The organism is Candidatus Palauibacter scopulicola (assembly GCF_947581915.1).
Classification (GTDB): domain Bacteria; phylum Gemmatimonadota; class Gemmatimonadetes; order Palauibacterales; family Palauibacteraceae; genus Palauibacter; species Palauibacter scopulicola.
In genome coordinates this window covers 38,491-53,041 of the sequence record NZ_CANPWG010000013.1, presented here as the reverse complement: position 1 = coordinate 53,041, position 14,551 = coordinate 38,491, and the positions used below count along the sequence as shown (strand labels likewise).

Annotated in this window: 11 protein-coding genes; 5 read left to right on the top strand and 6 right to left on the bottom strand. The window is 69.6% G+C overall.

The genetic code is table 11. The features are described 5' to 3' along the window. Nucleotides 1-92 precede the first annotated feature (92 nt). Nucleotides 93-1,415 carry a hypothetical protein gene (locus RN743_RS02605; RefSeq protein ID WP_310775960.1) on the top strand — a complete coding sequence of 441 codons (1,323 nt, stop codon included), beginning with the start codon at nt 93-95 and terminating at the stop codon, nt 1,413-1,415. On the opposite strand, the gene RN743_RS02600 is transcribed toward RN743_RS02605, so the two are convergent. Together RN743_RS02600 and RN743_RS02595 are read right to left on the bottom strand one after the other, a co-directional pair. Further along, complete coding sequence (locus tag RN743_RS02600; protein ID WP_310775958.1) at nt 1,412-3,100, bottom strand: GMC family oxidoreductase; 1,689 nt, start codon at nt 3,098-3,100, stop codon at nt 1,412-1,414. The genes RN743_RS02605 and RN743_RS02600 overlap by 4 nt on opposite strands. Further along, a complete protein-coding gene (locus tag RN743_RS02595) occupies nt 3,097-3,738 on the bottom strand; it encodes a gluconate 2-dehydrogenase subunit 3 family protein (RefSeq protein ID WP_310775956.1) in 642 nt (213 codons plus the stop codon). The genes RN743_RS02600 and RN743_RS02595 overlap by 4 nt, the downstream gene beginning before the upstream one ends. A gap of 135 nt (nt 3,739-3,873) precedes the next feature. Here RN743_RS02595 and RN743_RS02590 point away from each other — a divergent pair, with 135 nt between their 5' ends. Both RN743_RS02590 and RN743_RS02585 read left to right on the top strand, forming a co-directional pair. Beyond that, the gene (locus tag RN743_RS02590; protein WP_310775954.1) at nt 3,874-4,752 is read left to right on the top strand and encodes a sugar phosphate isomerase/epimerase; all 879 of its coding nucleotides are present in this window, start codon (nt 3,874-3,876) and stop codon (nt 4,750-4,752) included. Continuing rightward, nucleotides 4,745-5,644, top strand: coding sequence for a TIM barrel protein (locus RN743_RS02585; RefSeq protein ID WP_310775952.1), 900 nt, complete (start codon nt 4,745-4,747; stop codon nt 5,642-5,644). Before RN743_RS02590 ends, RN743_RS02585 begins: the two co-directional genes overlap by 8 nt. Nucleotides 5,645-5,647: 3 nt before the next feature. On the opposite strand, the gene RN743_RS02580 is transcribed toward RN743_RS02585, so the two are convergent. Genes RN743_RS02580 through RN743_RS02570 form a run of 3 tightly spaced genes read right to left on the bottom strand, consistent with a single transcriptional unit; the run spans nt 5,648 to nt 7,741 of the window. Next, on the bottom strand, nt 5,648-6,070 hold the full coding sequence (locus RN743_RS02580; RefSeq protein WP_310775949.1) for a HEPN domain-containing protein: 423 nt from the start codon (nt 6,068-6,070) through the stop codon (nt 5,648-5,650). A 5-nt stretch (nt 6,071-6,075) separates the two neighbouring features. Next, nucleotides 6,076-6,441 (bottom strand): nucleotidyltransferase domain-containing protein, encoded by a 366-nt coding sequence (locus RN743_RS02575; RefSeq protein ID WP_310775947.1) that lies wholly within the window; start codon nt 6,439-6,441, stop codon nt 6,076-6,078. Continuing rightward, on the bottom strand, nt 6,419-7,741 hold the full coding sequence (locus RN743_RS02570) for an aminotransferase class V-fold PLP-dependent enzyme (protein ID WP_310775945.1): 1,323 nt from the start codon (nt 7,739-7,741) through the stop codon (nt 6,419-6,421). The genes RN743_RS02575 and RN743_RS02570 overlap by 23 nt, the downstream gene beginning before the upstream one ends. Nucleotides 7,742-7,947: 206 nt before the next feature. Between RN743_RS02570 and RN743_RS02565 the strand changes: the two genes are divergently transcribed. After that, entirely contained in the window at nt 7,948-10,059 is a 2,112-nt protein-coding gene (locus tag RN743_RS02565) for a S9 family peptidase (RefSeq protein ID WP_310775943.1), read from the top strand. A 163-nt stretch (nt 10,060-10,222) separates the two neighbouring features. Further along, complete coding sequence (locus RN743_RS02560; protein WP_310775941.1) at nt 10,223-11,335, top strand: ATP-binding protein; 1,113 nt, start codon at nt 10,223-10,225, stop codon at nt 11,333-11,335. Nucleotides 11,336-11,346: 11 nt separating this feature from the next. Here RN743_RS02560 and RN743_RS02555 read toward each other — a convergent pair whose 3' ends face one another. Then, on the bottom strand, nt 11,347-14,490 hold the full coding sequence (locus RN743_RS02555; protein ID WP_310775939.1) for an aminotransferase class III-fold pyridoxal phosphate-dependent enzyme: 3,144 nt from the start codon (nt 14,488-14,490) through the stop codon (nt 11,347-11,349). Between the last annotated feature and the right edge of the window lie 61 nt (nt 14,491-14,551).

The window sequence follows — 14,551 nt, the reverse complement described above, 5'->3', positions numbered from 1 at the left end:
CGTTAGGTTCCAGGATCCTCTGAAGAGAATCCCTTTTTCCATCTACCGGCAAGCAGAGCCACGATGAAGCGCCAACCCGGAGCTTCCCCCGGATGACGCCGCCGCCGGAGAGCGAGCCGCGCACGTTCGCCGCCCGGCTGACGGGCGCCCGCCCTGGAGAGGCCGGGCTCGTGTTGCTGTCGGCCCTCTATTTCTTCTTCATCCTGTCGGCGTACTACGTGATCCGGCCCATCCGCGAAGAGATGGCGGTCGCGGGCGGAGTCGAGAACATCCCCTGGCTCTTCACGGGGACGCTGACGGCCATGCTCCTCGTGCACCCGATCTTCGCCGCGGTCGTGTCACGGTGGACCCGCCGGCGGTTCGTGACGCTCACGTACCGCTTCTTCATGCTGAACCTGCTCGTCTACTTCGTGCTGCTGAGGGTTGTGGCCGACGGCGCCGCTTCGGTGTGGATCGGCCGGACCTTCTTCGTCTGGATCAGCGTCTTCAACCTGTTCGTGGTCTCCGTCTTCTGGTCGTTCATGACCGACATCTTCCGGGAGCGCCAGAGCCGCCGCCTGTTCGGCCTCATCGGCGTCGGCGGCACCGTGGGGGGCATCGTGGGGTCCGCGATCACGGCCTTTCTGGTCGGGTTCCTTTCGCCCGCGACGCTCCTCCTGTTCTCGGTGCTGCTGCTGGAGGGCGCGGTCGTCTGCCTCAAGGCGCTCGATTCGCGCTGCGCGGCCTCCCCGGTAGCGGTCGAGGGTTCAGCGGCCGGTGCGCGTGACGGAGTAGAAGCGGACGAAGTGATCGGGGGGTCGGCGCTGGAGGGGATCCGGCGGGTGCTGGCGTCGCCCTACCTGCTCGGGATCGGCGCGTTCATGCTGCTGTTCACGATCGGTTCCACCTTCCTCTACAACATCCAGGCGGACATCGTCTCGCGCACCTTCGCGACCGGAGCGGAGCGGACCTCGGTCTTCGCGCGCATCGACCTCTCGGTGAACATCCTCACGCTCTTCACCCAGCTCTTCCTGACGGGCCGCATCCTGAAGTGGCTCGGCGTGCGCCTGGCGCTCGGGATCCTGCCCGTGCTCAGCGTCCTCGGCTTCCTGGCGCTGGGAGCGGCGCCGGTGTTCGCGGTGTTCGTCGTGTTCCAGGTGCTGCGGAGGGCGGGGAACTTCGCGCTCGCGGTGCCGACCCGGGAGGTGCTCTACACCGTCCTTCCGCGCCGCGACAAGTACAAGGCGAAGAACTTCAACGACCTGTTCGTCTACCGTGCGGGCGACCAGATCGGGGTGTGGTCGTTCGCCGGTCTGCGCGCGCTGGGGCTGGGAAGCTCCGCGCTGGCTCTGACCATGGTCCCGCTCGCCGGACTGTGGCTGCTGATCGCGCTGTGGCTGGGAAGGCAGCAGCGAGGTCTTGCTGCGGAGCGCTAGAGTTCGGCGCGGTTTCTTGCCCAGACGGCGTAGTGGCAGGCGCGGGCGGTGAGGGCCATGTAGGTGAGGGACGGGTTCTGACAGGCGGATGAAGCCATGGCCGCGCCGTCGATCACGAACAGGTTCGGCGCGTCCCAGGCCTGGTTGTAGCCGTTGAGGACGGAGGTCGCCGGATCCCGTCCCATGCGGGCCGTCCCCATCTCGTGGATCGTGAGGCCCGGCGCCGTGAGGTCCGTGAGCAACTCGACGTCCGTTCCGCCACCGGCCTCCAGCATTTCCGCGGCGCGGTCCGCGCTGTCGCGCATCATCCGGCGCTCGTTGTCGCTCCACTCGCAGTGGATGCGGAGGGCGGGGATTCCCCACGCATCGACCCGTTCCGGATCGAGTTCGATGTAGTTCTCCTCGCGCGGGAGGCACTCGCCGAAGGCGCCGAGTTCGAACTCCCACACGCCGGGTTCGGTTAGCCGGCGCTTGTAGTCGGTGCCGAAGCCCGGCATGTCGAGGCCGCGGCTCCAGCCCTGCCGGGTGGACCACCCCTGGTAGCCGTAGCCTCGGATGAAGTCGGGCGAGGGTTCCGTCACGTTCCGGAAGCGGGCGATGTAGATCCCGTTCGGACGCTGGCCGGTGTAGCCGTGGTTCTCCCAGCCGGGGAACTTCGCCTTCGCCCCGGTGCTCATCGTGTGGTCCATGAGATAGCGGCCGAGGGCGCCGCTTGAGTTCGCGAGCCCGTCCGGGAAGTCGGCGGAGGTCGAGTGGAGGAGGATGCGGGTCGACTCCAGCGCCGAGGCGCCGAGCATGACGATCTCCCCGTGGAACTCCAGGTCCTCTCCCGTCTGCCGGTCGATGACGCGCACGCCCGTGACCCGGCCGCGGGCGGGGTCCCAGATCACGCTGTGCACGACGCTGTCCGGCCGCAGCGTCATGCGCCCCGTGGCTTCGGCGGCGGGCAGGGTGGCGCTGAGCGAGCTGAAGTAGCTCCGGGTGCGGCAGCCGCGGTGGCAGGGACCGCAGTAGTGGCAGGCGCTCCGTCCCTTGTGGTCGCGTGTGAGGACGGCCGTGCGCCCGATCGTCATCATCCGCGTGTCGCCGAAGTCGCGCGCGATCGCCTCCTTCACCGCGTTCTCGACGCACGTCATCTGCATGGGCGGCAGGAAGACGCCGTCCGGCAGCTGGGGCAGGCCTTCGGGGCGGCCGCTGATGCCGGCGAAGGCTTCGACGTGGCTGTACCACGGCGCGAGGTCCGCATAGCGGATCGGCCAGTCGACCCCGATCCCGTCGCGCGCGTTGGCCTCGAAATCGAGATCGCTGAGACGGTAGGACTGGCGCGCCCACATGATCGAGCGGCCGCCGACCTGGCGGCCCCGGATCCAGAGGAAGGGCTTCTCGTCGGGTGTCGTGTAGGGGTTCTCGATGTCGTTGACGAAGAACTTCCGGCCCATCTCGTCGCAGGCGTAGCACTCGCGCTGCACGGGCTGCTCGGCGGCGAGCGCCTTGCGGTCGTTCCAGCCGCGGTACGGCATGCGGTACGGGGGCACGTGCTCGGTGTAGTCGCGCTCGGGGACGATCATGGGCCCCGCCTCGAGCACGAGCGTGCGGAGGCCGAGTTCGGTGAGCTCCTTGGCGGCCCAGCCGCCGGTGATCCCGGAGCCGACGACGATCGCGTCCCAGACCTCCTGGCGGCTCACTGCTGCTCTCCGGAACAGCTCTGCCGGCCGCGCTGTCCGCCGGGACGGCCCTCGCCGGCGCCGTACTGGTCAAGGATGACGCACCCCTCGAAGGCGCCGGGGATGATCCGGTATCCCAGCGAGCGCAGGCCGGGCCGCGAGGTGAAGTAGCCGGCGAGCGTGAAGCGCTTCATGTCGTAGAAGAAGGTCTGCGTCTCGTCGATCCCGGGATCCCGGCGGCGGCGGTCGAGGTCCTCGTCCAGCCGCGCTACGAGTTCCGTCTGCTGGGCCGGGGTGCAGTCGGCGAAGCCGGCGCCGTGGGCCGCCCGGGCGATGGAGTCCACTTCGTCCAGGCCGGCGAGGAAACGGTCGCGGTCCGGCGCGTCCAGCCAACCGGTCAGGAGGGCATCGACGAATGCGGTAACGCCCGCTTCGCTCGCCCCGGGCGTGTCCGTCCGGGGGATGATGACCTCGGCGAGCGCCGTCACCGTCCGGGCCTGCGCGGGCGTGAGCGTCGCGGGCGCCGCGCCGCCGACCGGGCCCGCCACCGACCGGATGCGCTGCCCGAGCGCCAGGGCCTCCGCCACCGCGCTCCCCGGCGCCAGCAGCGGCGCGCCCGCGGCCACACCGAGGATCTCGAGAGCCCTGCGCCGTCTCACAGTCGGTCCTCCCGGCCGGCATCGACATGCGCGGACGGCGGAGGCGCCGCCGCGCCCCGCATAATAGGCCCGGCGGCCCGCGGCAAAAGCCCCGCCGCGTTCGACGCCGACCGGGACGCGCGACATATTGCGCGCATGGACAGACGAAGATTCGTGCAGAACTCGCTCGGCGCCGGCCTCCTCCTCGCCGGCGCCGGACGCGCGGCGCCCGCCGCGGCCCGGACGCTACCCGCGGCCCCGACCCTCCCCGAGGCGCGGGGGCTCCAACTCTACACGGTGCGCTCGCTGATGGCGCGCGATGTCGAGCGGACGCTGGCGTCCGTCGCCCGCATCGGCTACGGCGAGGTGGAGTTCGCCGGCTACTTCGGCCGCTCTCCGGCCGAGATCCGGACCGCGCTGGAAGCGGAAGGCCTCGCGGCTCCCGCGGCCCACCTGTCGCTCGACGAACTCCGGTCGAGCTTCGACGAGGCCGCCGCCGCGGCCGCCGAGATCGGACACCGGTACCTCGTCGTCCCCTACCTCGGGGGTTCCGAGCGGCCGGGCAACGACGGCGCCACGGGATCGGCCCTCGTCGACGGATACCGCCGGCTCGCGGACGAGTTCAACGGGCTCGGGGCGCGCTGCCGCGAGGCCGGCCTCGTCTTCGGCTACCACAACCACGACTTCGAACTCGAGGAGGTGGACGGCGTTCGTCTCTTCGACGTCATGATCGAGAACACGGACCCCGAACTCGTCACCTACGAGGTCGACTTCTACTGGCTCGTGCACGCCGGCGCCGATCCCTTCGACTACTTCAGCCGATACCCCGGCCGCTTCGAACTCTGCCACGTGAAGGACCGCACGCCGGACGGCGAGATGGCGGACGTGGGCGCGGGCGTCATCGACTTCGCGGCGATCTTCGAGCACTCGGAGGAGGCAGGGCTCGTCCACTACTTCGTCGAACACGACGCGCCCGCCGACCCGATGGGGTCCGTACGCGCGAGCTTCGAGCACCTCGACGCGCTCGATGGCTGATCCGGCCCCGCCCCGGGACCGGAAGCCGGTCAGCCGCCGCGACGCCCTGCGCGCGACCGGCGCCGCCTCGCTCGGCCTGCTCGTCGGCGGCAGGGCGAACTCCGGGTCCGCGCTCGCCCGCCGCTCCGCCGACGCCATCACGCAGTCCGTGGCGCGCTGGTGCTTCGAGGAGATCCCCCTCGTCCCCTTCTGCCGGGGCGTGGCCGACATGGGTCTCACCGCGATGGATCTGCTCACGGTCGAGGAATGGCCGGTCGCGCACGACCACGGCCTCACGGTCTCGTGCGGCGACGTGGCGGCCGGGACGATCGAGGACGGCCTCAACGAAACGCGGAACCACGCCGGCATCATCGAGGCTTTCGAGCGCCACATCCCGCACGCCGCGCGCGTCTCGGTCCCCAACGTCATCTGCTTCTTCGGCAACCGCCGCGGCATGGAGAACGGCGTCGGGATCGAGAACTCCATCCGCTGCCTCGAGGCGTGCGCTCCCATCGCCGAGGCCGAGGGAGTGACGATCCTCGTCGAGGTCCTCAACTCGAAGCCCGGCGGGCACGTCGACTACATCGGCGACCGCATGGACTACGCGCTCGAGATCATCCGGGCCGTCGACTCGCCCCGCGTGAAGATCCTCTACGACATCTATCACATGCAGATCATGGAAGGGGACATCATCCGCACGCTGACGGATGCGAGCCCCTGGATCGGCCACTACCACACCGGCGGCGTCCCCGGGCGGGCCGAGATCGACGACACGCAGGAACTGAACTATCCCCCGATCGTGCGGGCGATCGCGGACACGGGTTTCGAGGGCTTCATGGCCCACGAGTTCATCCCGCGGAGCGGCGACCCCCTGCGCTCGCTGCGCGAGGCCGTGGAGTTGTGCGCCGTCTAGCTGCTAACCTTCGCCGGACGACTGCCGTTCGATCCGCTCGCGTGCGAGGGCCAGGAAGCGTCCGGCGGCCTCGATCGCGACGCGCGCCTGAGGCTCGTGGAACGCGGCGAAGGGAACCCCTCCCGGGAGGCCGTTCGGGTAGCGGGTCGGAATGTAGAGCTGATCCAGGACTCCGGCGTCCTCCAGCAGACGGTCCAGGCCCGTGATCCTTCCCGCATAGCGCTCCACGAGCGCGACTACGGAGTGGCCGATGATCGTCCGGTCGCCGAGTCCGTAGCCGATGGCCGTGACGGACTTCTCCGCGCTCTGCTGCGCGATGAAGCACGCCTGATGGAAGAACTTCTCGCGCAGGGCCAGGCGCGCGAAATCGAGATCGTTCTCGGCCTGGGCAAACCACCTGCGCGCCTCCTCGGCGCCATCCCACACGGCGGTCAGACCTCGATGGCTACGGCTGACTGCATGGCGTGCCGGAGAAAGGGGCGCCCTTCGCGCCTCAGCTGCTCGAACTCGGTCGGCGTGTATACGACGAGGTCGACCCCGACGCCCGCGGCGACAATGGCAGGCAGGTAGTCCCGGAACCGCTCCACCGAAGGACGGGGAGTCGGCGCGACCACGATCACGTCGATGTCGCTCTCGGGACCGGCCGTCCCGCGGGCGTGGGATCCGACGATCCAGGCCGAGCGGGCGGAGTGCTCGCGCAGAAGGGGACGCAAGGCGGCCAGGAAACGGCGCAACGTGTCGGCGCCCCGATTCGACTCGACCGCGCGTCGCGATTCAGGCGGAAGCGGCGAGGGCATCGGCGATCTGCTCCATCTCGGCCATCGTGTTGTACATGTGGGGGCAGAGGCGGATGCCCGGGAATACGCCCCGGCGGAGCGCTCCCGCGACGCCGTGTTCCTCGTAGATCCGGTTGTAGATGTCCGTGTGGTCGTCGACCGGCAGTTCCGCGATGACGACGCCCCCGCCGAGGCCGGGAACGTCGGACGTGTGGAACTTCACCTCGGGTATGCGCTCGCGGATCGCCGACTTGAGCCCGGTCGCCAGGGCGCGCATGCGGGCCTCGATCTCCGCCGCCCCGATCGCCTCGTGGAACTCCACCGTCGTTCCCACGCCCGCCACCGCCGCGTCGTCCCGCTGGCCGTACGTGCCGAACTTGTCGGCCCCGCCTCCCGCGACCGCGCCCTCCCAGCCCACGCCGACGTCGCTCGGCCACAACTCCCCGACGCGTTCGGCCCGGACGTAGAGGACCCCGGCTTCCTTCGGTCCGCAGAACCACTTGTGGGCGCTCCCGGTGTACGAGTCGCAGCCCATGGCGTGGAGGTCGACTTCCACCGCGCCGAAGCTCTGGGCCCCGTCCATGTGTACGTAAATGCCCCGATCGCGCGCGATGCTGCACAGACGCCGCGCCGGCAACTCGACCCCGGAGATGTTCGAGATCTGCGTGACGGCGAGCACGCGCGTCCGGTCGGTGAAGGCGCTCACGAAGGCGTCGATGAGTTCGTCCTCCGTCTCGGGCACAGGCGGCGTCGCCACGCGGAGCACCTTGTAGCCCCAGCGGTCGGCGCGGACTTCCCACGCCACGTTGTTCGTGGGATGGTTCTGGTCCCACAGCACGACCTCGTCTCCCGCGCCCAGCGTGAGCCCGTTGATGACGGTGTTGTTGCTCTCGGAGGTGTTGCGGGTGATCACGATCTCCTCGGGCGAGGCGCCGAGCAGCCGCGCGAGCGCCGCCACGGACTTCTCGGCCAGCGCGTTGAACTTTGCCCGGTTGTGGAAGGAGGCGTCGCGGTCGATGTCGCGCGTGTACCCGAACACGGCTTCCTGCACCGGCCAGGGCGAGGGGCAGAGATTCGCCGCGTTCACCAGGATGAGTCCGGGGCGAAGCGGAAACTGGGACTTCACCATCTCCCAGAAGGACTCGTCCTCCGACCCGAGGAAGTCCCGCCGCGCCGACAGTTCCTCCAGGCTGAGGCCGGACCTCGACGGCGCCCGCGTCCAGGCCGGAGTCGCCGCGAGGGCGGCCCCCGCCGCGGCGTGCTTGAGGAATCGGCGGCGGTCGGGCAGGCGGGTCGCGTCGGTGGGCGAGCGGGTCGTCACGGAAACCTCCCGTGTTATGGGTTGCCGCATCCCGGAGCGGCAGCCGCGGTCGTTCAGGCAGCCCGCGGCAAAACGGACTGCCATCCAACATAAGACGCGGAACTTCAGGCGGCATGGGGGCGCGCGCGGCGGACGCGGTCTATGCATGCGGCGAGGCGTGTCCCATGTTCCGAAAGGCCCCGCGCCCACCACACCAGGAGGTACCCATGGACACGCGCGCCCCCCTTTCCCGCCGCGCCCACTTCCGGAATCCCTTCACCCTCGTAGCGCTCTGTGCGCTCGGCCTGCTCTGCAGCCCCGCGATCCCCGGCTCGGCGCTGGTCGCCCAGGAAGCGAACGGCGCGCTCGCGCTCGAGTCGTGGCTCGACTGGGAGCGGGTCCAGGATCCGAGGATCTCGCCGGATGGAGGCGCCGTGGTGTACGAGCGTCTGTGGGTCGACAAGATGAACGACGCGTGGGAGTCGTCGATCTGGATCGTGAATCCCGACGGGAGCCGCCCGCGCCACCTCGTCGACGGATCCTCGCCGCGCTGGTCTCCCGACGGCAGCCGGCTCGCGTTCCTCGCGCCCGACGACGAGGGGAACGCGCAGATCTTCGTGCGCTGGATGGACGCCGAGGGCGCCGTCTCCCAGGTCACGCGGCTCACGGACAGTCCATCGAACATCGCCTGGTCTCCCGACGGGACGCGCTTCTCGTTCACGATGCGCGTGGGGGCGGAGGAGCCCACGGCGCGCCACTGGTCGATCGCGCTCCCCAAGCCGGAAGGGGCGACGTGGACGCCGGGCCCCCGGATCATCGAGCGTCTCGTCTATCGGCAGGACCGCGTCGGTTTCCTGGGCGACAAGTACCAGCACATCTTCGTCGTCCCCGCCGAGGGGGGTACGGCGCGCCGGCTCAGTGAGGGCGACTTCAACTACGGAGTCCCCGTCTGGGAACCTGACGGACAGTCGCTCCTGTTCAGCGGTCTCATCGCGGACGACGCGGTGTACCGGTGGCAGGAGACCGAGGTCTACCGGCTCGACGCGGAGTCCGGCGAGCTGAGCCAGGTCACGACGCGCAAGGGCCCGGACAACCGGCCGGTGCCATCGCCGGACGGGCGCATGATCGCCTATGTGGGGCACGACACGACGACGTTCGACTACATCGAGTCCGCCGTGTACGTGATGGACGCGGACGGATCGAACCCGCGCGCCCTCACGGCCGAGATGGACCGCAGTCCCGGGGCGCTGCACTGGGCCCCGGACGGCGGCGGCGTCTACTTCGACGCGGCGGCGGACGGCTATCGCAACCTCCACTACGCCTCGGTGGACGGCGACGTACGGGCGATGACCGAGGGCCCGCAGATGTTCGGCCTCAACGACGTGAGCGGCGGCGGCCTGGCCGTCGGGATGTGGGGCGATGCGCATGAACCCGGCGACATCTACGTCTTCCCCGTGGACCAGCCCGACCGTCGCACGAGGCTGACCGATGTGAACGCCGACGTGCTCGCGGGCGTGGCGCTGGGCGAAGTCGAACAGGTCTGGAGCGAATCGTCCCACGACGGACTCCCGATTCACGGCTGGGTCATCAAGCCGCCGGACTTCGATCCGGCGGGCCAGTATCCGCTCATTCTCGTGATTCACGGCGGGCCGCACGGCATGTACAACGGCGGGTTCAACTTCTCGTGGCAGGAGCACGCCGCGAACGGCTACGTCGTCCTCTATACGAACCCGCGCGGAAGCTCCGGCTACGGGACGGAGTTCGGGAACGCGATCCAGTACGACTACCCGAACCACGACTTCGACGACCTCATGTCGAGCGTGGACGAGGTCATCGCGCGCGGCTACGTGGACGACAGCAACCTGTTCGTCTACGGGTGCTCGGGCGGCGGCGTCCTCACATCGTGGGTCGTGGGACACACCGACCGCTTCCGGGCCGCCTCGGCGAACTGTCCGGTTGTGAACTGGTTCAACTTCCCGAACGAGGTCGACGGCAACTACCTGCGCTGGTACGCGGACTTCCAGGAGTTCCCGTGGGTGGATCCGAGCGAGCACATCCGACGCTCGCCGATCACCTACGTGGGCAACGTCACCACGCCGACGATGCTGATGACGGGTGTCCTCGACCTGCGCACGCCGATGTCGCAGACGGAGCAGTTCTACCAGGCGCTCAAGGCGCAGAACAAGCCGACGGCGATGGTTCAGTTCCAGGGCGAGTGGCACGGAACGTCGCGCCTGCCGTCCAACTTCCTGCGCACGCAACTCATCCTCAGGAAGTGGTTCGAGCGCTGGGGCACCCACGACGACGACCGCACCGCCACCACCCAGACCGGCTCGTAACGCACCCTGGGACCAGGTGGCGCCCGTTCGGAGCCGCAATCGGCCACGGGGGTGACAGCACCGGCTGTCATCGCTTGTACGTGGGTAAAAATGCGGCTATAATACCCATATGTACGCAAGATTGTTGTCTCTACATCTGCGATCCACGCGTCGAAGCGCCCTCGTGCTGGGGCCGAGACAGGTGGGGAAGTCCACCCTTCTGTCCTCGCTCGAGCCTGACCTTTCGCTGAATCTCGCGAACCCGCGAACCTTCCGAGACTACGCGGCCCACCCCGAGCGGCTTCAGCGGGAACTCGATGCGGCGCCCCCGGCCGTGAAGACGGTCTTCCTCGATGAAGTACAGCGGATACCCGCTCTTCTCGATGCCGTGCAGGTCTGTCTCGACGACAAGCCCGGCCGCTTCCGGTTTCTGCTCTCGGGATCGAGCGCGCGCAAACTCCGTCGCGGGCAGGCGAACCTCCTGCCGGGACGCGTCCATGTGCATCATCTGTATCCGCTTCTCGCCGCGGAACTCGGACGGGACTTCGACCTCGACCGCGTCCTCGCGCACGGGACGCTGCCGGGCATCTACTCGGAAGGCGATCCCGTCACCCGCGCAGCCGACCTGCGCAGCTACACGGACACCTATCTGCGGGAGGAAATCCAGGCGGAGGCGCTGGTGCGGAACATCGGCGGTTTCGCACGGTTGCTGGACCTGATGGCCGCCGCGTCGGGTCGCATCCTGAACGTCCAGGCGCTGTGCCGGGACGCGGGTCTCGGGTACGAGACGACGCGGCGGTACGTCGATGTCCTTGAGGACACGCTCGTGATGTTCCGGGTGCCGGCATGGAGCGGGCTGCGCGGGTCGAGCCGCGCGAGTTTCGTCCGGCATTCGAAACTCTTCTTCTTCGATCTGGGGGTGCGCAATGCGTTGCTTCGGCGACCGCTGGATGCACCGCTCGCCGACGAACGCGGCATGCTGCTGGAACATCTGATCGCCTGCGAGTTGCACCGAAGGCTGGGGACGCTTTGGCCGGAGGCCGCGCTCTACCACTACCGGACCCGGCACGGCGCCGAAGTGGATCTCGTGCTGGAGGTTGGGCGCGAGGTGTGGGGGATCGAGGTCAAGGCGAGCCGCAGAGTGGGCCGGCGCATGCTGAGCGGCCTCTCATCCCTTGCCAGCCGATGCGACCGCCTCGCACGTCGGATCGTCGTGTTCCTCGGTGAGCGTCCTCAGCGTCTCGACGGCGTCGAGGTCCTCCCGCTCGAGGATTTTCTCCGACAACTCCCGACCTGAGCCAGCAGCCATCAAGGCTGGAAGAGGGTCTCGGAGAGGATCTCGTCGAGGTTGGAGACGAGAAGGTCGGCGTCGGCTTCGGAGAAGACGAGTGGGGGCTTCATCTTGATCACGTTGTGGTCGGGGCCGTCCGTGCTGAGGAGGATCCCCTTGTCGCGCATGCGTTGGACGGCGGCGTCGGCCCAGTCGGCGGCCGGTTCGAGGTCGTCGCCCTCACGCACGAACTCGATACCGGTGAACAGGCCGCGGCCGCGGGCGTCCCCCACCGGGGCGTGACGGTCCCGGAGGCGTTCCAGGCCGGCCAACAGGCGCCGGCCGACGATGGCGGCGTTCTCCCGCAGGCCCTCTTCCTCGATCACGTCGAGGACGGCGAGGCCGATGGCGCAGGAGACGGGGTTCCCGCCGTAGGTGTTGAAGTACTCCATCCCGTTGGCGAAGGACTCGGCGATCTCGCGCGTGGTGATGACCGCGGCGAGGGGGTGGCCGTTCCCGATCGGCTTGCCCAGGGTGACGATGTCGGGGACGACGCCGTGCTCCTCGAAGGCCCAGAAGTGCGATCCCACGCGGCCGAAGCCGACCTGCACCTCGTCGGCCACGCAGACCGCGCCGTGTTCGCGGGCCGCCGCGTAGGAAGCCGCGAGGTATCCGGCCGGGAGTGGGATCTGTCCGCCGCAACTGAGGATCGACTCGTGGAAGAAGGCGGCCGCGCCGGTCGGGCGGTCCCCGAACCAGGTGGGCTCGGTCTCGAGCGCCGCCGCCGCCTCGCCGACATGGGCCGCGTAGAGCGGTGCGATCTCGTCATCGGGCCCGCGGTGGCGCCCCCGGAACCGATCCGGCATCGGCGCCATGCGGACCCACGGCCGGAGTCCTTTCCCGCCGGGGCCGTTGAACTTGTAGGGGCTCAGGTTGACGACCGAACTCGAGTTCCCGTGGTACGCCCCGTCGAGGACGACCGCGCCCACCTTGCCGGTGTGCGTGCGCGCCATGCGCAGGGCGAGTTCGTTGGCCTCGGTGCCGGAGCACACGAGGAAGCACACGTCGAGCGGGGCCGGGAAGAGGGCCGTCAGCCGTTCCGTGTATTCGAGGATCGTCTCGTGCAGGTAGCGCGTGTTCGTGTTGAGGGCGGCCATCTGGCGGCGCGCCGCTTCGTTCACGCGCGGGTGCGAGTGTCCGACGTGGGCGACGTTGTTTACGCAGTCGAGGAAGGGCTGGCCGTCGATGTCGTAGAGCCAGGCGCCCCGGCCCCGCACGATGTGGAGCGGCCGCCGGTAGGAGAGGCTCAGCGAGGGGCCGAGCCGCCGGTTGCGGTCCTCGACGAGGGCGGCGTGGCTGCGGGGTCGCGGCGCCGTCGCCTCGCCCGGGAGCCGAAGCAGGTAGTTCGGGTCGGGGCTCACCGCGGTCCACGCGCCGCGGGCGCCCGGGGCGGCGACGCCCGGGAAGGTCCCCTCGTAGCCCAGGGAATCGAGGAGGATCTGGAAGTGAAGGTGCGGGGCCCAGTCGCCGTTGCCCGGCGGGGCGCCGATCCAGCCGATGGTCCGGCCCGCCTCCACGACCTCGCCGGGCGCGACGTTCGGCAGGGATTCGGGCGACAGGTGCCCGAACAGCGTCCGAAATCGGACGGGCCCATCCGCCTCGCCGGCCGGGTCCTCCACCTCGTGCTCGAGGATGATCGTGGGGCCGTAGTCCAGTCGGTCGGCGTTGTCGCGCACGGACACCACGCGGCCCCCGAGCGGCGCGAGCACGGGTGTCCCCGGCTCCGCGAACAGGTCCACGCCGAGGTGAACGGTCCGCCACTCGTCCATCTCGTTCCCCGGCGCGCGGAAGGCCTCGCCCGTGTACCACCAGCGCACCTCGTCGTAGCGGCCAATGCCGATCGCCGCGCCCGCATCCCGCATCCGGTCGAACAGCCTCTGCGAAAAGCTCGAGTGGTCCGTCGGATCGAAGGTTCCGCCGTCGTCCCCCGACTCGACGCTCAGGTCGAGCGTGACGGTGGGCGCGGTGCGGGGGTCCGGATCGAGCACGGGCGCCGCGTCCGGGGCGGCGCGTTCGAGCGCCGCGATGACCCGGGCCGTCGAGGGACACGGCGCGTGCCCGCAGGCCTCCCGCAGCCGGTAGCGTCCCAGGTTCGGCGGCGTCGCGTCCAGCCGCTCGATCACCTCCCAGGCCGGTGCCTGGCTCACGAGCAGGTACTCGTTGTCCGGCTCCTGCGCACCGCGCACCGACGAGATGGTCACGCTCAGCGCGAGGCGCAGCCGCGCCAGTTCGTACACGACATCAGCTTCGACCTCCGCGAGTTCGTGCTCCGCGACGTAACCCCGCGCCACGTCGCAGAAGGCGGCCACCGGATCGCGCGTCCCGAACCCGGCGTAGGCGCAGGCCACGGCGAGGTTCGCCACCGTCCACGAGCGGACCGTGTCGCCGAAGTCCACGATGCCCACGAGGTGGGGCGCTCCGCCCTTCATCCGGCCCGGATCGATGTGGATGTTGGCCGGGTTCGCGTCGTTGTAGATCAGACTCTCGCGCAACTCGCCCGCGCGGGGCCGCACGACGGCCGCGTGCCGCTCGAGAATCCGCGCGACGAGTTCGCGCCGGCCCGGCTCCGGGATCGCGTCCAGGTGCTCCGCGATGAGCGAGGCGGCGCCGCGGAGGTCCCAGATCATCGGACGGTCCGCGCCCGCGAGCTGAGACGAAGAATGATCGAGGATTCCGGCGAGGCGGCCGATCTGCCGGCGCAGTTCGGGTCCGTGCGGCCGGAAACCGTCCAGCGGAATGCCCGGGACCGGTTCCAGGAACCGCGCGAAGTGGGTGTGCCCGCCGATCGCGTCTTCGACGAGACGCCCGCTCTTCACGGCGGGGCGCCAGTGCGGAAGCGCGAAGCAGGCCTGGGACTCCGAGAGCGCCGCCAGCAGGGCCGCTTCCTCCTCGAGGACGGCGCGGCCTTCGAGCAGGTTCGAGACCTTCAGGTACCCGCGGACCCGCGACCCGCCGGAAGTCTCCCGAGCGGTCGCGTCCGAAATCTCGAACACCCGGTCGCGCTCGCTCGCGCACTCGCGGGCCCGCCCGTGCACGCCCCAGAAGTCCCGGACGAGTCCGGCCGCTTCTCCCTCCGAGAGCGAAGGTCTCCCGGCCGCATATCCGGCGTCGAGTGTTTCCATGATGGGCGAAGCTCCCACCCGGCAAAGGTTCGGTCAACCACGCCGGCAATTGCCGCTTATT